Raw genomic sequence first — 21,683 nt, 5'->3', positions numbered from 1 at the left:
GTGCGCGGCTCGGGCCGTTACCGTATTTTTTCCCACCCCACATAAAAAATTGTCACCTGCGATGTGTGTGGGGGGGGGGGGGGTTTTCCCCCCCCCACCCGACCATCTACTTCAGACCGTCTACTTCAGCCGTACTGCGTCCGTACCCGGTCCGTCCAACATTGCGGACCCCAGCAGGATGTCCGGAATGCCGAACCCGTCGATCAGTGTCTCGACGTGCGGACGCAAGGTGCGGCAACGCTCGTTGATCCCGCGCGTCACGGCCTTCGAACGCTCCACCGACAGATGCCGGTGCTCCATGAACCAGGCCTTGTCCTCCTCGATGACGGACAGTGCATAGAGGTCGCACACCTCGCCGAAGAGTTCCTTCGTGGTCTCGTCCTCACAGGAGTCGATACCAGCGACGAATGCTTCCAGGATGACACGCTCGATGTGTGCCTGAGCGGCTTTGAGCACGTGATCCTGCACGAAGTTGAACGCGTCGAAGGGGTTCTCCTCGCGCTTCTGTGCGGCCTGCAATCGCCTTGCCGCAGTAGCGAGTAGGTACTCCTCGCGGTCCTCGAACATCTTCATCTGGGTGCCGCGGTTGAAGAGGCTGCCGTCCTCTTCGTTGTCCTGGCGGGTGTCGACGATCGTCTGCAGAATCTGCTGCGCCGCCGTGCGCTTCTTGACCACGTCGGAGACCGTCGTAGCGGCGAAGCGCATCCAGTCGACCGGGCTCATGCCGCGTACTTCGTCGGCGTAGGAGGTGAGCAGTTCCTTGGCGACCAACTGCGTCAGAACGTGGTTGTCGCCCTCGAACGTGGTGAACACGTCGGTGTCCGCCTTGAGTGCGGTGAGACGGTTCTCCGCGAGATAGCCTGCGCCGCCGCACGCTTCGCGTGCCTCCTGGATGGCCCGCGTGGCATGCCACGTGTTTGCGGCCTTGAGTCCGGCGGCGCGACCTTCGAGTTCGCGCTGCTCCTGCGGATCCGGGTTGTCGCTGCTCTGGATGTCGTGCATCGCGGCAACAAGTTCGTTCTGTGCGAACTGCAGAGCGTACGAGCGGGCGATCAACGGCAGCAGACGCTTCTGGTGGACGAGGTAGTCCATGATCAGAACCTCGTCGTCGCTCTTCGGGGCGCTGAACTGCCTGCGCTGCAGGGCATATCGACCGGCAATGGCCAATCCCACGCGGGCGGCCGCTGCTGCCGAACCACCGACCGTGACACGTCCACGAACCAGTGTGCCGACCATCGTGAAGAAACGACGGTTCGGGTTTTCGATAGCCGAACTGTACGTGCCGTCCTCGGCGACGTCGGCGTAACGGTTGAGCAGGTTCTCACGCGGGATGCGGACCTGGTCGAAGACGATGCGGCCGTTGTCGACTCCGGGTAGTCCGCCCTTGAGTCCGCAGTCGGACGTCGTGACGCCGGGAAGGTCGTTGCCGGCGTCGTCACGAATCGGCACGACAAAACAGTGGACGCCCTGGCTTTCGCCACCGGTGATCAACTGAGCGAACACCGCCGCGACGGTGGCGTGCTGTGCAGCGCCGCCGATGTAGTCCTTGCGCGAGGACGGCGTGGGGGAGTTGACGACGAACTCGCCCGTCTCGACGTCGTAGGTTGCCGTGGTTTCGAGTTCTTGTACGTCGCTGCCGTGGCCGGTCTCGGTCATCGCGAAGCAACCGAGTAGGTCCAGATCGATCAGCGGTTTGACGTACGCCTGGTGATGACGCTCGGTACCGAGGTTTTCGATGGCGCCGCCGAACAATCCCCACTGGACGCCCGCCTTGACCATCAGCGAGAGGTCGGACATCGCCAGCATCTCGATGCTGGTGACGGCGCCGCCCGCGTCGCCCGTTCCGCCGTGAGATACCGCGAAACCGTTTGCGGCGTAGCCGAGATCGGCGAGAACCCGCATCTGTTCGAGAGCCTTGGAACGCGCTATGGCGGTGTTGGGTGTGTAGTGCGGAGCAAAACGTTCGTCGTTCAATTCGCCGCGAACGCGCTCACGCACCTCCCGCCAGCGTCCGTCGAGTGTTGTCCTGAGGTGGTCCGCTGTGGTGGCCATGGAACCGACGATAGCGCGTAGCGCACCGCGGGCAACCCGGTTCGATCCCAACCCTCACATTCAGCAGGAGCCTGCGGCGCCCGCTTCGATTCCCTGACGGAAGAGTTCCTTCTCGCTCTCGGACATAGCCTGGTACGAAGGGTCGTTCTCGACGATCTTCAGGAAGTCGGCTCCCGCCGTCTGAGTCGACGTGTCACCGCTCTGAACACGCTGCTGAACGTAGACGGAGACGGCCGAACACCCGCCGAGAAATGCGGGCTCGGTGCTCGTTGCCGCAGTCGTTCCAACCGCCTCCGTGGCACTTGGCGGCGACGAAATTGTCGCCTTGTCGTCATCGGAAGCGTTCGAACCACAGGATGTGAGAAGAATCGCAGCTGAGACCATCAGCGTCGTCAACAGTCGCTTCATGCCCGAAATCGTCTCACGTGAGGTCCGGTTCGACCGGAAAACTCGCCTCGAGCACCGAAGTCCTACACCCTGTCGTTGTCAGATTCGACAGAACTGGGACACTGGAAGCCGTGACTGTGTCTTCCGGTGATCCCGACGTGCATGCAACGAACTCCGCTCGGCTCTTCGAACGTGCCGGCAACGTGATTCCGGGTGGCGTCAACTCGCCCGTCCGTGCGTTCGGTTCGGTCGGCGGAACACCGCGATTCATCCGCGAGGCGTCCGGTTACACCCTCACCGACGTCGACGGGAACAACTACGTCGACCTGGTGTCGTCCTGGGGTCCGATGATTCTCGGGCACGCTCACCCGGCAGTCGTCGAAGCCGTTCGCGAAGCCGCGCTCGGCGGTCTCTCCTTCGGTGCGCCGACGGAAGGCGAAGTTGCCCTCGCCGAGGAGATCGTCGCCCGCGTCGCGCCCGTGGAAAAGGTTCGCCTGGTCAACTCCGGAACCGAAGCCACGATGAGCGCAGTCCGCCTCGCCCGCGGATTCACCGGACGCACCAAGATCATCAAGTTCTCCGGTTGCTATCACGGCCACGTCGACGCCCTTCTCGCCGACGCCGGATCAGGCCTCGCGACGTTCGGACTGCCGACCTCGCCCGGTGTGACCGGTGCGCAAGCCGAAGACACCATCGTCGTCCGCTACAACGATCTCGACGCAGTGGCCGCGGCGTTCGCCGCCAACCCCGGCGCCATCGCGTGCGTCATCACCGAAGCTGCCGCTGGAAACATGGGCGCCGTCGCGCCGCTCCCCGGCTTCAACGAGGGCCTGCGTCGTCTCACCCGTGAGCACGGCGCACTCCTGATCATGGACGAGGTGATGACCGGATTCCGCGTCAGCGCCTCGGGTTGGTACGGCATCGACAACGTCGCCGGCGACCTCTACACCTTCGGCAAGGTCATGAGCGGCGGCCTGCCCGCCGCAGCCTTCGGCGGCCGCGCCGACATCATGGGCCACCTCGCACCCGACGGTCCCGTCTACCAGGCAGGCACCCTCTCGGGTAACCCCGTAGCCGTTGCCGCCGGACTCGCGAGCCTGCGCGCCGCCGACGCCGAGGTGTACGCCAAGCTCGGCCGGAACGCGACCGCCCTCGGCGACCTCATGACCCAAGCCCTCACCGCCGAAGGCGTCGAACACCGTGTGCAGTACGCAGGCACCTTGGTGAGCGTGTTCTTCACGGAGAACACGGTGACCAACTACGACGAAGCCAAAGCCGCGCAGACCTGGCGATTCCCCGCCTTCTTCCATGCGCTGCTCTCCCGCGGCGTGTACCCGCCGCCGAGCGCGTTCGAAGCGTGGTTCGTCTCCGCAGCACTCGACGATCGAGCATTCTCGATCATCGCCGACGCCATGCCTCACGCAGCCAAGGCCGCGGCTGCTGCCGTCAAGCCCTGATCCGTTCCAGTTCCAGAACACCCGCACGCTTCCGACATCCATCACCTTCAGCCATCCATCACCTTCAGCGAGGACCCTCGACTGTGACCGACGCCGATCACCCCGACCACACGTCCACCCGCACCATCGTCCACGTCCTTCGCCACGGTGAAGTTCACAACCCGCGCGGGATCCTCTACGGACGGCTCCCGGGTTTCCGGTTGTCGGTGGCGGGCGAGGCCCAGGCTCGTGCGGTCGCATCCGTGCTTTCCGATCACGACATCACCCACGTGGTCGCGTCGCCGCTTCAGCGCGCACAGGAAACCGCGACTCCGATCGCCGAGGCGCACAAGCTCGACATCGTCACCGACGAGAACCTCATCGAGGCGGGCAACGAATTCGAGGGCCTCAAGGTAGCTGTCGGGGACGGTGCGCTCTCGCGTCCGCGTCACTGGTGGAAACTGCGTGACCCGTTCACCCCGTCCTGGGGCGAGCCCTACTTGCAGATCGCACATCGCATGCTGGCAGCCGTCAACGCCGCACGCGTCGCGGCAGTCGGACACGAAGCCGTCGTCGTCAGCCATCAGCTTCCGGTCTGGACTCTGCGTCGATTCCTGCAGGGTGAGCGTCTCTGGCACGACCCCCGTCACCGTCAGTGCGGTCTGGCCTCGTTGACGTCACTGGTCTACGAGGGCGACACACTGGTCGACATCGTCTACTCCGAACCCGCCGGCGCCTCCGACCCGAGAGTGACAGGCGCATGATTTCGCGCCGCATCGCCGCAGCACTGGCAGCCGCTGCATCCGCGATGCTCCTTCTCTCGTCCTGCGCGACCGGCGACGACGCCGTCGCACAGGGCGGAACTTTCGACTTCGTCTCACCGGGCGGACAGACCAAGATCTTCTACGATCCGCCGTCCGACCGAGGCACCATCGGCAACCTCTCCGGGCCCGACCTGATGAACGAAGGCCAGAAGGTCGGCGTCGACGACTTCGAGGGCAAGGTCGTCGTCCTCAACGTCTGGGGTCAGTGGTGTGGACCGTGCCGGGCCGAAGCCGACGATCTGGAACAGGTCTACGAGCAGACCAAGGATTCCGGCGTGCAGTTCCTCGGTATCAACGTCCGCGACGACACCAAGAACAAGGCGCAGGACTTCGTGGTCGACAACAAGGTCTCGTACCCGTCGATCTACGACCCGTCGATGCGCTCGCTGATCGCCCTCGGCAAGGGCTACCCCACGTCGGTCATTCCGACGACGATCGTCCTTGATCGCCAGCATCGCGTCGCCGCGGTATTTCTCCAAGAACTTCTCGCCGAGGATTTGCTGCCCGTCGTCCAGCGGGTAGCTCAGGAAGACGCGCAGTAGACATGACAACCACGACCACCACGCTGCTGGCCGGCAGCGAAACACTGAGTGCCGGTGTGGGCGAAGCATTTCAGAACGCGGCGTCGTCCGGTCCGCTGCTGCTGGCCCTCGGTGCCTGCGTCCTCGCCGGTCTGGTGTCGTTCGCTTCACCGTGCGTCGTGCCGCTCGTTCCCGGCTACCTTTCCTACCTCGCCGGCGTCGTCGGCGCCGACGCACCCGCGATCACCGCCGACGAGGCGAGGACCCGGACGATCACCCGGAGCAGTCGCCTGAGGGTCGCCGGTGCGGCCGGACTGTTCGTCGCCGGCTTCACCGTCGTCTTCGTTCTCGCCACCGCGTCGGTGTTCGGCGTTATCTCGACTCTGCTCGTCAACCGCGAGGTCCTGATGCGCGTGGGCGGTGTGGTCACGATCGCGATGGGCCTGGTGTTCATCGGACTGATCCCGGCGCTGCAGAAAGACGTCCGCTTCGAACCGCGTCGTGTGTCGTCGCTGGTGGGGGCGCCGCTACTCGGGGGAGTGTTCGCGCTGGGGTGGACGCCATGCCTCGGACCGACATTGGCAGGCGTGATGTCCGTAGCCGCGGGAACCGACGGGATGACCGCCGCGCGCGGTGTCACGTTGATCGTCGCGTACTGCATCGGACTCGGGCTGCCGTTCATCTTTCTGGCGCTGGGGTCGGCACGTGCGCTGACCGGCGTCGGCTGGTTGCGTCGTAATGCACGCACCATTCAAATTTTCGGCGGAATCATGTTGGTGGCAGTGGGAATCGCCCTCGTCACAGGCGCGTGGGACCAGTTCGTCGGCTGGGTTCGCGACGCATTTATCTCGGAGGTGACGCTGCCGATATGACAGCTGACGACAATAACGACAACCCGACACCCGTGCTGCCGAAGCAGTCGGTGATCGGTCGAGTCGTTGCACTCGGGCGCAACACCTGGCGCGGGCTCACCTCGATGCGGACCGCGCTGGTTCTGCTGTTCCTCCTCGCACTCGCTGCGATCCCCGGTGCCCTGCTGCCTCAGCGAACCCTCAACGAGGGCAAGGTCGCCGACTACATCGCCGCGCGTCCGACTCTCGGCCCGTGGATGGACCGCCTCGAACTGTTCGACGTGTTCAGCAGCTTCTGGTTCACCGCGATCTACGCATTGCTCTTCATCTCGCTGGTCGGCTGCATCCTGCCGCGTTGTGTGGAGCACGCAAAGGCACTGCGCACCCGTCCCGTTAATGCGCCGCGTAACCTCGCTCGTCTGCCGCACCACACCACGAGCGTCGTGGACGGCGAGACTCCCGACGAACTTGCCGCCCGTGTGTCGAAAGAACTGCGTGGTTGGCGCGTCGAAACGCGTCGCGGCGATACGAAATCACGACGCGAAGGCGAGATCACCATCTCGGCGGAGAAGGGATATCTCCGCGAATTCGGCAACCTCGTGTTCCACCTGTCGCTGGTCGGACTGCTGATCGCGATCGCCGCGGGCAAGTTGTTCGGCTACGAAGGCAATCGCATCGTCATCGCCAACGACGGCCCCGGGTTCTGCACTACGTCACCGGCGGTGTTCGACTCGTTCGTCGCGGGCCTGAGCCTCGACGGCACCGGCATGACTCCGCTGTGTGTCCGTGTGAAGAACTTCCAGGCCGACTACCTCGAGACCGGTCAGGCCGAGATGTTCACCTCGGACATCTCGTACCAGGCAGGCGACGACCTCGAGTCCGATACCTGGCGGGACACGACCATCCAGGTGAACCACCCGCTGCGGATCGCCGGCGATCGTGTGTACCTGCAGGGACACGGATACGCGCCGACCTTCACCGTCACGTTCCCGAACGGCGAGACCCGCACCGAGACGCTTCAGTGGCGTCCGGACGACGCCACGACGTTCCTGAGCAGTGGCGCGATGCGTTTCGACCCGCCGGGCGGTATGTATCCGGATGCGGACGAGCGTCGGAAGAATCAGATTGCCATCGAAGGATTGTTCGCGCCCACCGCGCTGTTCCACGGCAACCTTCTGTCGTCGAGTTACCCGGCGATGAACGATCCGGCCGTCGCGATCGACATCTACAAGGGCGACACCGGACTCGATACCGGTAACCCGCAATCGCTGTTCGAACTCAACACCGAACTGATCAATCAGGGGCGACTGCTCAAGCAGGACCGGGTCAACCTTTTCCCGGGGGAGAGCGCGACGCTTGCCGACGGAACCCAGGTGCGATTCGACGGTGCCGTCGACTTCGTGAACCTTCAGGTCTCCCATGATCCCGCTCAGGTATGGGTGTTGGTTTCGGCGTTGACGATGATGGCGGGTCTGCTCGTCTCGCTCGTGATCAAGCGTCGCCGCGTCTGGGCTCGTATCTATCCAGATGACGAACGACGTACTGTAGTAGAACTTGGTGGGCTTGCCCGCACCGACCACGCAGGCTGGGGCGACGAGTTCGACCGCCTCACCGACCGCTTGCTGAAAAGCAATCCGACCACCGCGGTGACCGAACCGCACGCGCAGGAGAACGCCCGATGACAACCAACGAGACACTCGCGCAGTACAGCGACTGGGCCTTCAAGTCCGCCTTCACCGTGCTCGTTCTGGCGTTTGTGCTGCTCATCGTGCAGTACGCGTCGGCCAGAGCCAAGGCGGTTCAGGACAAGGAACTGGTCTCGGCCGGCGGAGTCGATGCTTCCGTGCCTGGCAGGGTCGCGGAGACTCCGACCAAGTCGCTCTCGGAGCGATTCGGCGGAATGGGCCGAGCTGTCCTGGTCGTCGGAACGGTTCTGATCATCGCCTCGATCGTGCTCCGCGGATTTGCGACGGAACGATTCCCGCTCGGCAACATGTACGAATTCGTGGCGATGGCGTGTGCGGCGTCGTTGCTGGTCGGGCACGTCCTGTTGATCAAGCCGGCTTACCGTCCGATGTGGGTCTTCCTGCTGGTTCCCGTTCTGATTCTGATGTTCCTCGCCGGCACGGTTCTCTACGCCGACGCGGCCCCCGTGGTTCCGGCGCTGCGCTCGTACTGGCTTCCGATTCACGTGACGATCGTCAGCGTCGGCTCCGGCATCTTCATGATCGGCGGTATCGCGAGCCTCCTGTTCCTGCTGCGACTGAAGTTCCCGCCCGGTGACGAGGGCACGAGCATCGGCGGCCGGATCGCAGAGCGACTGCCGGACGCCCAGACTCTCGACCGCTTGGCATACAAGAGCACGATCATCGCGTTTCCGCTGTTCGGCGCAGGCGTAATCCTCGGTGCCATCTGGGCGGAAGCTGCGTGGGGACGCTTCTGGGGTTGGGATCCGAAGGAGACGATGTCCTTCATCGCCTGGGTGATCTACGCGGCCTACCTGCATGCGAGGGCAACGTCCGGGTGGCGGGAGACGAAGGCTGCTTGGATCAACATCGCCGGTTTCGTTGCGATGCTGTTCAATCTCTTCATCATCAACATGGTCGTCTCCGGCTTGCACTCCTACGCGGGACTCAACTGATCCTCTCGAGGTACCGTGGGTGGCTGCCGACCGGTCTGTAGGTATTACCGGTAGGTAGGTCAGGGGCGGCACCAGCTACGATGCAGCTCGGTGAATAACTAGCTGCCTGGTAGCTGTGGGGATCGACGAGGGGGAACGGCGAGATGGCCGACAAGATTGAAGACGCCGGAGCAGGATTGTGGGAGCCGGTGCGTCCTGCCGAGCCGACGCGGCGCGAGCCGCGCGCATCCGCGCCCGAGCCGTCATCCGACTCGGTTCCCAGCGATGTTCGCAGTCTCTTCGTGGCCCCGGTCGACTCCGGTCCGCTCCAGCAAGTAGGCGGCCAGGCGCCCAGTGCATCCCCCGCCCACCCCCCCAGTGCACCCGCCGCCCAGCCGCCGCTTACGACGCCGGCAGCTCCGCCGGTGCCTGCGTCAGGCCCTAAAACTCCGGTCATCCAATACCCGGAAGCACAGCCAGGCCCCATCAACGGCCAGTTCTCGACCTCGCCCGCGATGCCGATGCAGACCTACGAACCCGCGAATCGTGCAGGGTCGGTTCCGGATTCACGAGTCGCCGCTCCGCAATCCGTACAGAACTCGCAGCCCGTTCAGAACCATCCCAGCCCGACCGCGAGACCGCTCCAGCAACCGCAGGCACCTTCTTCGCCCGGCATGCATCAGCCCAATCCCGTGATTCGGCAGTTCGGTCACCCCGGCGCTGCGCCGGTGCAGAACGGTCAAGCGCTGCAGAATGGTCAAGCGCTGCAGAATGGTCAAGCGCTGCAGAATGGTCACACTCTGCAGAACGGTCACACCCTGCAGAACGGGCAGGCGATGCCGGTTGCTCCGCCGACGGCGGCACCGGTTCACCCTCCGATGCAGAAGGCCGGATTCAACCCCGCTCCCGGCAATCGTCCTGAGCCGGCTCTTCCGATGACGGCGCAAGACCTCTCGGCAGCGCTTCTCGTCAAGCCGGTCCGGCCAGCCCCGGCCGGCGGCTGGCGCAAAGCGCTGTACACGATGTCCGGCCGATCGGTGAACCTCGGGAACGGCGCGAAGGATCAGCATGTCGTCGAGTTGACGCGCCAGATCAACCAGCCGCTGCAGGGCTGCTACAAGGTTGCGGTGCTCAGTCTCAAAGGTGGCGTCGGAAAAACCACGACCACTGCGACGCTGGGATCGATGTTCGCATCGATTCGCGGCGATCGCGTCGTCGCAGTCGATGCAAACCCGGACCGGGGAACCCTGAGTCAGAAGATCCCGCTCGAGACGCCGGCAACTGTGCGTAACCTGCTGCGTGACGAGAACAGTATCGAGAAGTACAGCGACGTCAGAGGCTATACATCGCAAAACCAGCACCGGCTCGAAGTGCTTGCGTCCGACAGTGATCCAGCAGTCTCGGAGGCCTTCAGCGGCGTGGACTACACGCGCACGGTCGACATGCTCGAAAAGTTCTACAGCATAGTTCTGACCGACTGCGGCACCGGCTTGATGCACTCGGCGATGCAGGCCATTCTCGAGGGCGCAGATTCGTTGATCGTCGTCAGTTCCGGATCCGTCGACGGTGCACGTAGCGCCTCCGCAACACTTGATTGGCTCGACGCTCACGGTTACAGCAGGCTGGTCGCCACGTCCGTGGCCGTCATCAACGCGGTGCGGCCTCGCTCGGGCAAGGTTGATCTACCGCGCGTCGTCGAGCACTTCGAGCAGCGCTGCCGAGCGGTGAGGTTGATTCCGTTCGACCCGCATTTGGAAGAGGGCGCCGAAATCGATCTGGACCGGTTGCGTCCGGGTACTCGGGAAGCGGTGCTGGAGTTGGCTGCTGTGGTTGCGCAGGACTTTCCGGCCTCCCCGTACGGCTTCTCAGGGCGGTAATCGGATAGCCGGGTAAGCCCGGACGCTACGTCGACGTGTCAGTCGGCGGTACGTCCGGCCCTTCCGTGCGCTTGCGTCGTGTTTGCTGGTTCACATTCCACAGGAATTCGGGATCGTCGTCCGGTCCGCGCACGCCGCTCACCGGGGCGCGCGTCGACGGATCGGGCCCGAATGCCTTCCACATCAGAACGATCAATGTCACCAAACCCACCAACGCCAACAGATACAACACGGCGCACCTCCTCAGGGAACTGAGGTCGAGCCTACTCAGTCTCCGGCCCGCATCACCAGAAGTGCTGCGGACAAGTGTTTAGGCTCAGTGCGTCAGTGCTGTATCTGTCGGGTAGTACGTGTTTCTCTTTGCGGGCTGTGGATGCTCAGTTGTGGTCCGCTTCCGTGGTCAGCGATCGCAGAAGCTGCATGACCTCGGTCTCACGGAATCGACGATGTCCCCCTGGTGTGCGAAGCGAGCCGAGTCGTCCTGCGTGTGCCCAGCGGGTCACGGTCTTGGGATCGACATGAAACAATGCCGCTACCTGTCCGGGCGTCATGAGTGCGTCTGCGGCGGTATTGAAGGTTGGTGCGCTCATTGTGAGGTCCTCCATGTTGATGTCGAACGTTGACGAACAGTGACTCTGAACAGTGATACCGAACCGGCGTGTCGAGCAGTTGCCGAAAACCTGCGTCGAGTTTGTTTCGAAGTCCTTCGCTTACATTCGACCGTTTTCTGAGTGGTAGCGCAATGTTTGCACAGATATAGCCGGGTAGTCGATCTTTCAAGACAAAGTAATGTTTAAGTAAAGGACAAAATGGATATAGCGGGCTCGGTGCTACCGGTATTCGGAATGGGTAACCTGAGAGGGTGAGTCAGTTGTCTGAAAACCCCGAAAATGTTCCTTCTGAGCCGGTCAAGGCCAGTAAACCTTCCGCAAACTCTGGGCAAGCAAAGTCGGCTGCCGGGCCGGTGACCAAGGGTCAACTGGCCCGCGACGTGGTGCTGTACTCGGTCGCCCGGTTGCTGCTTGTCGTCGTGATCGGTGCCCTCATCATCGGCGGCGGAAAGCTCGCCGGCACCGACGTTCCGCTGATTGTCGCCGCACTGTTCGCAGTGCTGATCGCCTTGCCGCTGTCGCTGCTGCTCTTCGCGAAACTGCGCAAGCGTGTCAACGCAGGCATTGCGGCCGTCGACGCCCAGCGGCGGTCCGATCGTGACGATCTTCGTTCCAAGCTGCGTGGAGACGGCCGGTGACCACGGAGTCGCTCGACGTCGACCGCCGGACGTCTCGGCAGTGGGTCGACAACGCGGTGCGGTTGATCGAAGCTGATGCGCAACGCAGCGCGGACACTCACCTGCTGCGGTATCCGCTGCCGAGTAACTGGACCGTCCAGCTCTATCTGAAGGACGAGTCGACACACATCACGGGAAGTCTCAAACATCGACTCGCGCGGTCGCTTTTCCTCTACGCGATCTGCAACGGCTGGGTTACCGAAGAGACCACCGTCATCGAAGCGTCGTCCGGTTCGACGGCTGTGAGCGAGGCGTATTTCGCGAAGTTGCTCGGTCTGGATTTTGTCGCGGTGATGCCAGCGAGCACGAGTCCCGCCAAGATCGCGTTGATCGAGGCGCAGGGTGGACGTTGTCATTTCGTGAGCGATCCGTCCTCGATCTACTCGGAATCGCATCGGCTCGCGAGTGAGTTGAACGGTCACTACATGGACCAGTTCACCCACGCCGAGCGTGCGACGGACTGGCGCGGAAACAACAACATCGCCGAATCCATCTTCACTCAGCTCGAGCACGAGGAACATCCGATTCCCGACTGGGTGGTCGTCGGAGCCGGAACGGGCGGAACCGGCGCCACGATCGGCCGCTTCCTTCGCTACCGGAAATTCGACACCGGACTGTGCGTCGTAGACCCGGAGCACTCCGTGTTCTTCGACGCGTGGCGAGCGAGCGATCCGTCGATCGTCGGTACTCGGGGCTCCCGGATCGAGGGCATCGGCCGTCCGCGCGTCGAACCGTCGTTTGTCGGTCAAGTGGTCGACCGCATGATCAAGGTGCCGGACGCGGGCTCGATTGCGGCGGCACGGCACGCCAGCGCCGCCCTGGGGCGCAAAGTGGGTGGCTCGACGGGTACGAACCTGTGGGGAGCTTTTGCGTTGCTTGCGGAGATGATGGCCGCCGGACGCAGCGGCAGCGTCGTCACGCTTCTGTGCGACGGCGGAGAGCGCTACTCGGGCACCTACTACAACGACGAATGGGTGGCCTCGGAAGGGATAGACCTGCTCGGCCCCACAGCAGTGCTGGACGAGTTCGTTCGTTCGGGTGCGTGGACCGCCAACTCCTGAACCGCATACTCCTGCGCCGCGCGCTTCTGCACTGCTGACACATGACCGCGGGCGGGGCGGCTCATTGTCACGCGAGGCCACGCGTCCAGCCCGGATGACTGCTCGACCATTCTGATGCGGATCAGGCCGGGGGAGAGTGTGTTCTCCGCCAGGCGCACGAATCCGAGTCGCTCGTAGTACGGCGCGTTCCACGGAACGTCGACGAAGGTCGTCAGAGTCACGAGATCGTGGTGATGGTCCGCCGCCCATTCGGTGACAACGTCGATCAGTTGGGCTCCGAGTCCTTTGCGGGCATGGTCGGGGTGAACGGAAACCTGCTCGATATGTGCGCCGCCGTCCACGATCTCGACCAGTGCGTACGCAACGGGCACGTCGTTTGCGTCGGTCTGAACCCAGATGTGTTCGGCGGCGAGAAAATCGTTCAACTCGTCGAGCGTCGGCGGTGGATCGTCTGCGATGGCGTCCATCCCGATGTCTCGGAACGGTTCGCCCGCGGCGATCTCGATCTGTTGCAGTGCGGGTAGGTCGGTGGATATGGCCGAGCGGATCACAGAAACCGTTTTACCTCGAGAAGTGCGTTTCTCCCAGCGCTACGCCATGTGAAACACAAACCTACGCAACCGTAGGTTGTGTATCGTTTGTCCAAGGGACACTTCTCCAGCGAGGGCGGATCATGGGCAATCCTGAAGTTTCACTCGACAATTACGAAGCTGTGTACGAGTACTACCGCAGCCATCAGCAGAACCGGTTTGTGGCGAAGCTCGCTTATGCCGCGCTGGCGGTGAAGTACCGCCCGCGGGTGAAGTACGCGCCGGGTGCGGAAGCTGCGCTGAAGACTCTGCTCGAACGCAAGACGCAATTGGTCGTGGCAGTCAATCATCTGACGGAGAGCGACCAATTCACACTCGCCGCGACCGCGTGGCGTACTCCGTTGCGTCGCGTGATCGGACGGACCAGGGTCCTCGCCAAAGACGAACTCTTCGTTGATCCTTCGCAGCGCAAGAAGGTCGACATGATGGGCAGCATTCCGGTTTTTCGCAGCAAGAACTACGGCCTTCGCGCTGTTTCGGATGCCGGCCGCGTGATGATGGACGTCGCGGCCGAGCGTCTGGGCAATGGGGATTGTCTGGCGATTTTCCCGGAGGGGACGTGCAATACCGAGGATCCGACGCGGCTGCAGCATGTCAACAGCGGTATCGGCCACATCGTCGCCCGAGCCGAGAAGTTGGGATGCTCGCCGGCCCTGGTGTCGATCGGCATCAACTACGGCCCGGTGGCCGGCGACGTGAAGGCTGCGAGCGTCTTCGTCGGGATGCCCGTGACCGAACTTCCGGACAAGCCGATGGATATCGCCCGAACCGTGCAGGCTGACCTGCAGTTGGCAGTGGACGGCGCAGTCGCCGGGTACTGACATGGCGGTGTCAATTTTGGTTGACAGATTTCGATTGTCAATCTAAATTGACACTATGACCGAAGCAACCTCTCTTGCCGCTGCCGCCGGCAGTCCGGATCCCGCCGAGGGATTGCGTGCCGTTCGAGCGCTGCGACGTCTACTCGAAAAACTCGAGGCCATTCAGGTCGCCAATGCGCGTCGTCACGGATGGTCCTGGCAGGCAATCGCGGAAACCCTCGAGGTCAGCCGTCAAGCCGTCCACAAGAAATATGCGTCCGCGCAATCGGAATCGATGCTGCGTTCACTGCGCGAGAAGGGCAGGTAAGTGCCATGTTCGAAAGGTTCTCCGCGCAGGCGAGGGGAGTCGTCGTCGATGCTGTCGCCGGCTCCGGTCCTGTCACTCCGATGGAACTGTTGACCGCGTTGCTCACCTCTGATCGGGGCATCGCCACCGAGGTGCTCGCCGAGTCTGGTGTCACGCTCGACGTGATCCGCCACGCCGGCGCCGGGTCGAACGAAGGTAGCTCGAACAAGCTCGACGACGACGCCGAGATACTCAAGTCGATCGGCATCGATCTCGATGCGGTTCGGGAGAGTCTCGAGCAGTCCTTCGGCGAAGGTGTGCTGGACGAGACTCCTGTGCCGGACGGCGTCGACACTTCCCGCAAGAGCCGATTCGGGTTCCCTCGTTCACGATTCGAGAAGGACTCCAAGAAGGTGTTGGAACTCTCGCTCCGTGAAGCGCTCGCGCACAAGGACAATCGCATCGGCGCCGAACACATCCTGCTCGGCATCCTGCGTGTCGCCGACGGACCCACCCGTGAGGCTCTCGAAACGCAGGTCACGATGTCGGTGATCCGTGAGCGGTTGGAAGCGAAGATGAATCGCGCGGCCTAGATTCGGCACGGTTCCGCATGCACGGGAGGGATGTGCCAGCATTCAGACATGACATTTCTGGCACGTCTCATCATCAACGGCATAGCCATCTGGCTGGCGTCGGCGTGGGTCACCGGCATCACGATCGCCAACCACGACAACGGCACCTGGGGCACGGTTCTCGTGATCGCGGTGATCGCCCTGATCTTCACGGTGGTCAACGCCTTCATCAAGCCGGTAGTACAGCTTCTCTCGCTACCGCTGCTCATCCTGACGCTCGGACTGTTCACTCTCGTGATCAACGCCCTGATGCTGATGCTGACGGCGTGGATCTCGTCCGGAACGTCCTACGGCTTGACGGTCGACGGCTTCTGGACGGCAGTCTGGGGCGCGCTGATCATCTCGATCGTGAACTTCCTGCTCAGCGCGTTCGTGCCCGACAACCGTTGAGTGCGTCGACGTTCAGGCGAGACTGAGCGCAACTGCGGTCGCGGCACCCCAGACGAGCATGGCAAGTCCGGTGTCGCGCAGCGCGGGGATCAGGGCCATTCCCTGCCCGCCTGAACGCAGCGGGGCGTTGGCTCGGATTGCCAGTGGCAACGCGAGCAATCCGAGCAATGCCCACGGGGTGCGCAGGATCAGCAGCAGGGTCGCGACGAACGGAACGGCCAGCAGGATCACGTGCAGCGTGCGGGTCTTCGCGTCGCCGAGCCGTACTGCGAGAGTGATCTTTCCGGACTCGGTGTCGGTCGGGATGTCGCGAAGATTGTTGGCAACGAGCACTGCGCTCGAGAACGAGCCGATGGCGATCGCTCCGGCCAGCCCGGCCAGATCGACCCGCTCGGCCTGCACGAACTGAGTTCCCAGCACTGCGATCAGCCCGAAGAAGATGAACACGGCGATCTCGCCGAACCCGCTGTATCCGTACGGCTTCTTGCCGCCGGTGTAGAACCAGGCACCGATGATGCAGAACACGCCGACCGCGACCAGCCACCACGCTGTGGTCGCCGCCAGAACGAACCCGGCCACCGCGGCAACGGCGAAGCAGCTGATCGCTGCGGCCTTCACGGCTCCGGGACTGACCAACTTCGATCCGACCAAGCGCAGTGGCCCGACGCGGTCGTCGTCCGTTCCGCGGATTCCGTCGGAATAGTCGTTCGCGAAATTCACCCCGACGATCAAGGCCAAGGAGACGACCAGTGCCAGGAGCGCCTTCCACCACACTGCGAGGTCCAGGGACGCCGCGGCTCCGGTGCCGACCAGCACGGGCGCAATCGCGTTCGGGAGTGTGCGCGGCCTCGCGCCTTCGATCCATTGAGCAGCTGTTGCCATACAACGATCTTTGCACTGTGCAATACGATCGAACGCGGTGGATCAGCACATGACTCGAGACGTGAGTGAGCGCGCCAGGTACGCGCAGTCGGGCGAAGACCTGGCAGACATTGCCTTGCTCGGACCCGTTTCGACCAAAGTGGGCGATCGCCTGGTTCCGCTGCCGGGTCCGCGAGCTCGAACTCTGCTGGTTGCGCTGGCTCGCAATCCCGGTGAGCCACGCACCGCGCAGAGCCTGATCGACGACGTCTGGGGGCTGGAGCCGCCGCGCTCACCGATGAATGCCCTCCACACTCAGGTCTCGCGCTTGCGATCTGCACTCCCGGACGGGGCCCTCGAGGTCACGGCGGCCGGATACCGGCTCACTCTCGCCAGAGCGCGCGTCGACCTGGCCCGGGCAGCGGACGCGGCTCGTCGTCTGCACGCCGGCGACGCGGACGCGTCCGAGGCACTTGCGGCCGCGACCGAGGCGCTGCGCCTGTGGCGCGGCACACCCGGGAGCGACGTCGTCGGCGACGTCGCAGATCGTCTGGCGCTCGACGCGGGCCGCGTGTACGACGAACTGGAGACGGCGCAGATCGACGCGTTCCTCACGCTGGGGGAGTACGCGGCAGCCATTCCACTGGTGCGCGGACGGCACCTGGCGAGTCCATTCGACGACACGGCAGCCGAAGCGCTGATGCGTGCGCTCGCCGGAGCCGGCCGGGTCAACGAGGCACTCGAGGTGTTCGCGGAGTTCCGAAACCATCTCGCCAACCGTCTGGGCGCTGATCCGTCACCCGCACTGGTGACTCTGAACGCGAAACTTCTGGGGGCACCTGCGGCAATACCGCGGGCTGCGCGTGCGATCGGCCTGCGGGCTGCCCCCAACGCCCTGCTCGGTCGCGACAACGACATCGACCAGATCGAATCCTTGCTCGCCCGCTCTCGCGTCGTTACGATTCTCGGACCCGGTGGTGCCGGAAAGACCCGCCTTGCACACGAATTGGGTCTGCGTGCATCCGTGAACCACCCGGGCGTGTCGGTGGTACTGGTGGAGTTGGCGTCGTTGCGTAGCAGCGAAGATGTGATCGCGGCCATCGGCGGCACCCTCGGAATCAGTGAATCCGACCTGGCTCCAGGCAAATTGACCGTCGGCCGGACGCATTCGGCGCGAGAACGACTCAAAGAGGCGCTGTCGGCCGGTCCGATGTTGCTCATCCTCGACAACTGCGAGCACGTGATCGGCGCGTGTTCGGAGATCGTGGCCGAGATGATCGCGGCCGGTCGTCAGTTGACGGTACTGACCACCAGTCGATCGCCGCTCATGATCAGCGCCGAGGCTGTGTACCCGTTGCCGCCGTTGGCGATCGACGACGGAACCGGCTCGGCAGTCGAACTCTTCTCAGCGAGAGCCCGCGCGGTGCGGCCCTCTGTTCATCTGGACGTCGACGCCGTCGTCAAGCTGTGTACGACGCTCGACGGACTCCCGTTGGCGATCGAACTCGCGGCCGCCCGGGTCCGGACGATGAGCGTCGACGAAATCGGTTCGAGACTGCGAGATCGGTTCGCGTTGTTGCGCTCCGATGATCCGACGTCTCCGGATCGGCATCGCACTCTGCACGCGGTGATCGACTGGAGTTGGAATCTGCTGGGCGGCGGCGATCAGATTGCGCTGCGTCGGTTGTGCCGATTCCCGGCAGGCTTCACGCTTTCCTCGGCGCAGGCCGTTGCCGGGTGGGGCGAGTTGACCGATGTGGCCGGTGCCGTCGAAGCGCTGGTGAATCAGTCTCTTCTTTCCGTCAGCGACGGGGAGGGTGAGCTTCGCTACTACATGCTCGAGACGGTCCGTGAATACGGCGAGGAGCAACTCGCCGCGTCCGGAGAGGGGCCGGAAGTGATTCGGCGCCTCGATGACTGGGCGATCGCGATCGCCGAGGACGCCGTCGTGCGTGCGCGCACCGATCAGCTGCGTCTGATTGCCGACCTGGACGCCGAGCACGACAACCTTCTCGCAGTTCTTCGCTGGGCAGTCGAGCGCGGCGACGCGATCACCGTGGCCAACGTCTTTCCCGTCCTTGCGATTCTGTGGGCAGTGCGTGGATCGAACTCGGAAATCTCGAACTGGGCGTCGAAGATCGTCGGGGCTACCGCGGACAACGATCTGCGCGACGTGAATGCGGAACTGGTGGGTGCCACGTTCATCCTGGTGGCGATGCATCTCTATTTCGGGGAGGCCGATCGAAACCATGCCCGCGCACGGGTTCGTCTTCGAAAGTTGTTGCGAGAGCGCGATGATCTCGGTCCGTTGTTTGCGTTTCTGATCAGACTGTCCACGAGTGGGATCGCCAACCACAAACTTGCGCGGTTGGTCGCGGAGGGCGTTCGCAGCCCCGACCCCGAGACCCGAATGGCTGCGCTGTCCGCGCGTTCGAACATGCGGGAGAACATCGGCGATCTGCGCGGCGCATTGCTCGACGGGCAGGCTCTGTTCGACTACGCGACCAGTGTCGGTGACGAATGGGGACTGGCGATGGCAGCCCAACATGTCGGGTCGGTTCACAGCCAGTCCGCCCGCTACGGCGACGCCATTGCGTTCTACGCGATTGCGGCGGCGTCGATGGAACGTCTCGGCGCGCGTGACGAGGCGATGCAGCTCATCTGCTTTCAAGCCGGAGCGATGATCGCATCCGGTGACACCGCCGGCGGGCGAACACTTCTCGATCGGGCGCGCCCGGCCTTGGCGCACTCGACCGGGACCGGTGCGATCGAAACCGATCAACGGCGCGCGGCACTCATGGCGAGCATTGCCGAGGCGGATCTCGCGGACGGCCGTATCGAGGACGGCCTGGCCCGCTATCGAGAAGCACTGGAACTGTTGGGTCCTGCAATCGAGAACATCTTCGGTGATCCCTTCGTCGTTCTACTCGGTGCCGCGGCAGTGTGTGCTCACGTCGTTCACGGACGACACGAACTCGTAGCCGGTCGGGTTCTTCAGATGAAGGATTCGAGTGCTCTCAAGTTCGATCCGAACGGTTATGCGGACCTGCCGCTAGCGGGTTCCTTGGCGTCGGCGATCGGGTCGTTCGATCTTGTCACGGGCAACATCGACCGCGGGGTCGAACTGATGGCTCTGTCGTTGAAAATGCCCGGGAGACAAGACTTCGTCTCGCTCCACCATGCGCGCCTGTCCGACTTCGCCGTTGGTGTGGTCGGAGCCGACAGGTGGTCCGTGGAAACCGAAAAGGTGTCGGGCTACTCACGCAGAGCGGTCCGCGAAGCAGCGTTGGCTGTGCTTCGCGGACCGGTGCTCGATTAGAGCTGGACAGTGGTGCGGGACTTAGGTCTTGCGCATGTACATCCGGACGGTCAGAGGTGCCATGACGGCAACGATCACCGCGGCGCCGACCAACGACCACACGACGTGGATACCGAAGTGACCGTCGTTGGCCAGCTCGCGAACCGCGGTTACCAGGTGTGAGACCGGATTGACGTTCACGAACTTCTGAAGCCAACTTGGCATGGTGGCAGGATCGACGAACGCATTCGACAGGAACGTCAGCGGGAACAGCACGAGCATCGAAACGCCCTGCACCGTGGACGCTTTGTTCATCAGCACGCCCATAAGAGCGAAGATCCAGCTGATCGAGAACGCGCACACCATGACCAGGATCGCGGCGGACAGAATGCCGACCACGCCGCCCGCGGGGCGGTAACCCATCGCGAAACCGACGATGAACGTGATGGTCGTGGCGATGCCGTAGCGCACGACGTCGGCGAGCAATGCACCGGACAGCGGGGCGATACGAGCGATGGGAAGGGACTTGAAGCGATCGAACACGCCCTTGTCCATGTCCTCACGAAGCTGAGTGCCCGTGACGATGGAACCGGTGATGACGGTCTGAACGAGAATGCCGGGGATGATCGTCGGCAGATATGCCGTCACGTCACCGGCGATCGCGCCGCCGAAGATGTACGTGAACATCAACGTGAAGATGATCGGCTGGATGACGACGTCGAACAGTTGCTCGGGGTTGTGCTTGATCTTGAGAATTCCGCGGTACGCCATCGTGAACGTGTTCGCGAAGCTCTGCTGCAGGCTGATGCGGCGGGGTGCGGCATCCGGCTGGGCTATCGGTGACCGGGGTTTGGTGAGGGTGGTTGTCATGCGACGCTCCGATCGGAGTCGTTGTCGGACTGGGCGTCGTTGCGTCCACCGTCTTCGGGTTGGTGCCCGGTGATGGTCAGGAACACTTCGTCCAGGCTGGGTTTCTGTACGTTGATCTCGTCGACGGCGATACCTTGCTCGCGCAGGCGGATCAGCAGGTCGGCGGTGATCGACGGGTCGCTCAGCGGGGCGGTGATCCGTCCGACCTCGGGCGTGACACCTACCTCGACACCGAGCGCCGACGCGATCAGCGAGCGAGCTTCCTCGGTGCGATCACGATCGACCAGCTTGAGCTGGAGCGAGGAGATCCCGACCGAAGCCTTGAGTTCGTCGGCAGTGCCGTTGGCGATCACGCGGCCGCGGTCGATCACCGCGATGCGATCCGCCAACTGATCGGCCTCATCCAGGTACTGCGTCGTGAGCAACACCGTCGAACCCTCGGCGACCAATCGTCGGATGGTCACCCACATCTGGGCGCGGGTGCGCGGATCGAGGCCGGTGGTGGGCTCGTCGAGGAACAGCAGCGGCGGGCGGGCGATCAGGCTGGCTGCCAGATCCAGGCGTCGACGCATACCACCGGAGAAGTTCTTGAGCGGCTTGGTCGCGGCCTCGGCCAGGTCGAACTCTTCGAGGAGTTCGAGGGACTTGGTGCGCGCATCGCGGCGGCTCAGGCCGAGTAGCCGCGAGAAGATCACGAGGTTCTCGGTTGCGGTGAGGTCCTCGTCGACGGAGGCGTACTGCCCGGTGACGCCGATCAGGGAGCGGACTGCGGTGGGTTCACGGCTGACGTCGTGGCCGAAGATGCGCGCCTCACCGCCGTCGGGGCGAAGGAGGGTGGCGAGCATGCGGACGGTGGTGGTCTTGCCGGCGCCGTTCGGTCCGAGGACGCCGAAGACCGAGCCGGTGGGGACGGTGAGGCTGACGCCGTCGACCGCGCGGTGCTCGCCGAACTTCTTGACGAGTCCGTCGGCCTCGATGGCAAGAGGCGAAGCTGTGTGGTTCATGGGATGAAGCTTGG

General features: G+C 63.6%; 22 protein-coding genes. 14 read left to right on the top strand and 8 right to left on the bottom strand.

The window, feature by feature from the left end; genetic code table 11:
- Positions 1-120: 120 nt before the first annotated feature.
- Both ACFQ6H_RS07740 and ACFQ6H_RS07735 read right to left on the bottom strand, forming a co-directional pair.
- A complete protein-coding gene (locus ACFQ6H_RS07740) occupies positions 121-2,052 on the bottom strand; it encodes an acyl-CoA dehydrogenase (RefSeq protein WP_378645129.1) in 1,932 nt (643 codons plus the stop codon).
- 60 nt (positions 2,053-2,112) lie between these two features.
- Entirely contained in the window at positions 2,113-2,460 is a 348-nt protein-coding gene (locus ACFQ6H_RS07735; protein WP_378645126.1) for a hypothetical protein, read from the bottom strand.
- A gap of 110 nt (positions 2,461-2,570) precedes the next feature.
- On the opposite strand from ACFQ6H_RS07735, the gene hemL reads away from it, so the two are divergent.
- From hemL to ACFQ6H_RS07700, 7 genes are all read left to right on the top strand, one after another.
- Positions 2,571-3,896: a glutamate-1-semialdehyde 2,1-aminomutase gene (gene hemL, locus ACFQ6H_RS07730; RefSeq protein ID WP_019744354.1), complete on the top strand. Its 1,326-nt coding sequence runs from the start codon at positions 2,571-2,573 to the stop codon at positions 3,894-3,896.
- Positions 3,897-3,979: 83 nt separating this feature from the next.
- Complete coding sequence (locus ACFQ6H_RS07725; protein WP_378447149.1) at positions 3,980-4,639, top strand: histidine phosphatase family protein; 660 nt, start codon at positions 3,980-3,982, stop codon at positions 4,637-4,639.
- On the top strand, positions 4,636-5,241 hold the full coding sequence (locus tag ACFQ6H_RS07720; protein ID WP_378447150.1) for a TlpA disulfide reductase family protein: 606 nt from the start codon (positions 4,636-4,638) through the stop codon (positions 5,239-5,241). Before ACFQ6H_RS07725 ends, ACFQ6H_RS07720 begins: the two co-directional genes overlap by 4 nt.
- 2 nt (positions 5,242-5,243) lie before the next feature.
- Positions 5,244-6,092: a cytochrome c biogenesis CcdA family protein gene (locus ACFQ6H_RS07715; RefSeq protein ID WP_283304941.1), complete on the top strand. Its 849-nt coding sequence runs from the start codon at positions 5,244-5,246 to the stop codon at positions 6,090-6,092.
- Entirely contained in the window at positions 6,089-7,753 is a 1,665-nt protein-coding gene (locus ACFQ6H_RS07710) for a cytochrome c biogenesis protein ResB (protein WP_378645123.1), read from the top strand. The genes ACFQ6H_RS07715 and ACFQ6H_RS07710 overlap by 4 nt, the downstream gene beginning before the upstream one ends.
- Positions 7,750-8,712 (top strand): c-type cytochrome biogenesis protein CcsB, encoded by a 963-nt coding sequence (gene ccsB, locus ACFQ6H_RS07705; RefSeq protein ID WP_019744351.1) that lies wholly within the window; start codon positions 7,750-7,752, stop codon positions 8,710-8,712. Before ACFQ6H_RS07710 ends, ccsB begins: the two co-directional genes overlap by 4 nt.
- Positions 8,713-9,212: 500 nt before the next feature.
- Positions 9,213-10,568 carry an AAA family ATPase gene (locus ACFQ6H_RS07700; protein WP_378645141.1) on the top strand — a complete coding sequence of 452 codons (1,356 nt, stop codon included), beginning with the start codon at positions 9,213-9,215 and terminating at the stop codon, positions 10,566-10,568.
- 25 nt (positions 10,569-10,593) lie between these two features.
- Here ACFQ6H_RS07700 and ACFQ6H_RS07695 read toward each other — a convergent pair whose 3' ends face one another.
- Together ACFQ6H_RS07695 and ACFQ6H_RS07690 are read right to left on the bottom strand one after the other, a co-directional pair.
- Positions 10,594-10,800 carry a hypothetical protein gene (locus ACFQ6H_RS07695; RefSeq protein WP_060939066.1) on the bottom strand — a complete coding sequence of 69 codons (207 nt, stop codon included), beginning with the start codon at positions 10,798-10,800 and terminating at the stop codon, positions 10,594-10,596.
- Positions 10,801-10,945: 145 nt separating this feature from the next.
- Complete coding sequence (locus ACFQ6H_RS07690; protein ID WP_230812117.1) at positions 10,946-11,158, bottom strand: BldC family transcriptional regulator; 213 nt, start codon at positions 11,156-11,158, stop codon at positions 10,946-10,948.
- Between the two features lie 272 nt (positions 11,159-11,430).
- Between ACFQ6H_RS07690 and ACFQ6H_RS07685 the strand changes: the two genes are divergently transcribed.
- Together ACFQ6H_RS07685 and ACFQ6H_RS07680 are read left to right on the top strand one after the other, a co-directional pair.
- Positions 11,431-11,817 carry a DUF4229 domain-containing protein gene (locus tag ACFQ6H_RS07685; protein WP_050656729.1) on the top strand — a complete coding sequence of 129 codons (387 nt, stop codon included), beginning with the start codon at positions 11,431-11,433 and terminating at the stop codon, positions 11,815-11,817.
- Positions 11,814-12,917, top strand: coding sequence for a PLP-dependent cysteine synthase family protein (locus tag ACFQ6H_RS07680; protein WP_378537590.1), 1,104 nt, complete (start codon positions 11,814-11,816; stop codon positions 12,915-12,917). Before ACFQ6H_RS07685 ends, ACFQ6H_RS07680 begins: the two co-directional genes overlap by 4 nt.
- Here the strand turns inward: ACFQ6H_RS07680 and ACFQ6H_RS07675 are convergent.
- Positions 12,815-13,468: a GNAT family N-acetyltransferase gene (locus tag ACFQ6H_RS07675; RefSeq protein WP_378645120.1), complete on the bottom strand. Its 654-nt coding sequence runs from the start codon at positions 13,466-13,468 to the stop codon at positions 12,815-12,817. The genes ACFQ6H_RS07680 and ACFQ6H_RS07675 overlap by 103 nt on opposite strands.
- A gap of 122 nt (positions 13,469-13,590) precedes the next feature.
- Here ACFQ6H_RS07675 and ACFQ6H_RS07670 point away from each other — a divergent pair, with 122 nt between their 5' ends.
- From ACFQ6H_RS07670 to ACFQ6H_RS07655, 4 genes are read left to right on the top strand one after another with little or no spacing between them, the layout of a single operon-like run.
- Positions 13,591-14,328 carry a lysophospholipid acyltransferase family protein gene (locus ACFQ6H_RS07670; protein ID WP_378548621.1) on the top strand — a complete coding sequence of 246 codons (738 nt, stop codon included), beginning with the start codon at positions 13,591-13,593 and terminating at the stop codon, positions 14,326-14,328.
- A 55-nt stretch (positions 14,329-14,383) separates the two neighbouring features.
- A complete protein-coding gene (locus tag ACFQ6H_RS07665; RefSeq protein WP_230812121.1) occupies positions 14,384-14,635 on the top strand; it encodes an HTH domain-containing protein in 252 nt (83 codons plus the stop codon).
- Between the two features lie 5 nt (positions 14,636-14,640).
- Positions 14,641-15,207 carry a Clp protease N-terminal domain-containing protein gene (locus ACFQ6H_RS07660; protein ID WP_378638215.1) on the top strand — a complete coding sequence of 189 codons (567 nt, stop codon included), beginning with the start codon at positions 14,641-14,643 and terminating at the stop codon, positions 15,205-15,207.
- Positions 15,208-15,255: 48 nt separating this feature from the next.
- Entirely contained in the window at positions 15,256-15,636 is a 381-nt protein-coding gene (locus ACFQ6H_RS07655) for a phage holin family protein (RefSeq protein ID WP_003941998.1), read from the top strand.
- Positions 15,637-15,648: 12 nt separating this feature from the next.
- Here ACFQ6H_RS07655 and ACFQ6H_RS07650 read toward each other — a convergent pair whose 3' ends face one another.
- On the bottom strand, positions 15,649-16,518 hold the full coding sequence (locus ACFQ6H_RS07650) for a 1,4-dihydroxy-2-naphthoate polyprenyltransferase (RefSeq protein WP_230812123.1): 870 nt from the start codon (positions 16,516-16,518) through the stop codon (positions 15,649-15,651).
- A 49-nt stretch (positions 16,519-16,567) separates the two neighbouring features.
- Here ACFQ6H_RS07650 and ACFQ6H_RS07645 point away from each other — a divergent pair, with 49 nt between their 5' ends.
- On the top strand, positions 16,568-19,816 hold the full coding sequence (locus ACFQ6H_RS07645) for a BTAD domain-containing putative transcriptional regulator (protein WP_378548625.1): 3,249 nt from the start codon (positions 16,568-16,570) through the stop codon (positions 19,814-19,816).
- Between the two features lie 21 nt (positions 19,817-19,837).
- Here the strand turns inward: ACFQ6H_RS07645 and ACFQ6H_RS07640 are convergent, their stop codons facing one another.
- Both ACFQ6H_RS07640 and ACFQ6H_RS07635 read right to left on the bottom strand, forming a co-directional pair.
- Positions 19,838-20,665, bottom strand: a complete 828-nt coding sequence (locus ACFQ6H_RS07640) for an ABC transporter permease (protein WP_003941848.1) — start codon at positions 20,663-20,665, stop codon at positions 19,838-19,840.
- Positions 20,662-21,669 carry an ATP-binding cassette domain-containing protein gene (locus tag ACFQ6H_RS07635; protein WP_378548627.1) on the bottom strand — a complete coding sequence of 336 codons (1,008 nt, stop codon included), beginning with the start codon at positions 21,667-21,669 and terminating at the stop codon, positions 20,662-20,664. Before ACFQ6H_RS07635 ends, ACFQ6H_RS07640 begins: the two co-directional genes overlap by 4 nt.
- Positions 21,670-21,683: the final 14 nt, after the last annotated feature.

It is taken from the genome of Rhodococcus sp. NPDC056506 (assembly GCF_042794945.1).
Lineage (GTDB): Bacteria > Actinomycetota > Actinomycetes > Mycobacteriales > Mycobacteriaceae > Rhodococcus_F.
This window is presented reverse-complemented; position numbering and strand designations above follow the sequence as displayed.

Bases quoted from the DNA above. Each gene is read 5' to 3' on its own strand.
- ACFQ6H_RS07700 (WP_378645141.1), top strand. From the start codon at position 9,213: ATGCAGACCTACGAACCCGCGAATCGTGCAGGGTCGGTTCCGGATTCA.
- ACFQ6H_RS07735 (WP_378645126.1), bottom strand. From the start codon at position 2,460: ATGAAGCGACTGTTGACGACGCTGATGGTCTCAGCTGCGATTCTTCTC.
- ccsB (WP_019744351.1), top strand. From the start codon at position 7,750: ATGACAACCAACGAGACACTCGCGCAGTACAGCGACTGGGCCTTCAAG.
- ACFQ6H_RS07670 (WP_378548621.1), top strand. From the start codon at position 13,591: ATGGGCAATCCTGAAGTTTCACTCGACAATTACGAAGCTGTGTACGAG.
- ACFQ6H_RS07720 (WP_378447150.1), top strand. From the start codon at position 4,636: ATGATTTCGCGCCGCATCGCCGCAGCACTGGCAGCCGCTGCATCCGCG.
- ACFQ6H_RS07650 (WP_230812123.1), bottom strand. From the start codon at position 16,518: ATGGCAACAGCTGCTCAATGGATCGAAGGCGCGAGGCCGCGCACACTC.
- ACFQ6H_RS07640 (WP_003941848.1), bottom strand. From the start codon at position 20,665: ATGACAACCACCCTCACCAAACCCCGGTCACCGATAGCCCAGCCGGAT.
- ACFQ6H_RS07655 (WP_003941998.1), top strand. From the start codon at position 15,256: ATGACATTTCTGGCACGTCTCATCATCAACGGCATAGCCATCTGGCTG.
- ACFQ6H_RS07645 (WP_378548625.1), top strand. From the start codon at position 16,568: ATGACTCGAGACGTGAGTGAGCGCGCCAGGTACGCGCAGTCGGGCGAA.
- ACFQ6H_RS07660 (WP_378638215.1), top strand. From the start codon at position 14,641: ATGTTCGAAAGGTTCTCCGCGCAGGCGAGGGGAGTCGTCGTCGATGCT.
- ACFQ6H_RS07690 (WP_230812117.1), bottom strand. From the start codon at position 11,158: ATGAGCGCACCAACCTTCAATACCGCCGCAGACGCACTCATGACGCCC.
- ACFQ6H_RS07715 (WP_283304941.1), top strand. From the start codon at position 5,244: ATGACAACCACGACCACCACGCTGCTGGCCGGCAGCGAAACACTGAGT.
- ACFQ6H_RS07665 (WP_230812121.1), top strand. From the start codon at position 14,384: ATGACCGAAGCAACCTCTCTTGCCGCTGCCGCCGGCAGTCCGGATCCC.
- ACFQ6H_RS07710 (WP_378645123.1), top strand. From the start codon at position 6,089: ATGACAGCTGACGACAATAACGACAACCCGACACCCGTGCTGCCGAAG.
- ACFQ6H_RS07740 (WP_378645129.1), bottom strand. From the start codon at position 2,052: ATGGCCACCACAGCGGACCACCTCAGGACAACACTCGACGGACGCTGG.
- ACFQ6H_RS07635 (WP_378548627.1), bottom strand. From the start codon at position 21,669: ATGAACCACACAGCTTCGCCTCTTGCCATCGAGGCCGACGGACTCGTC.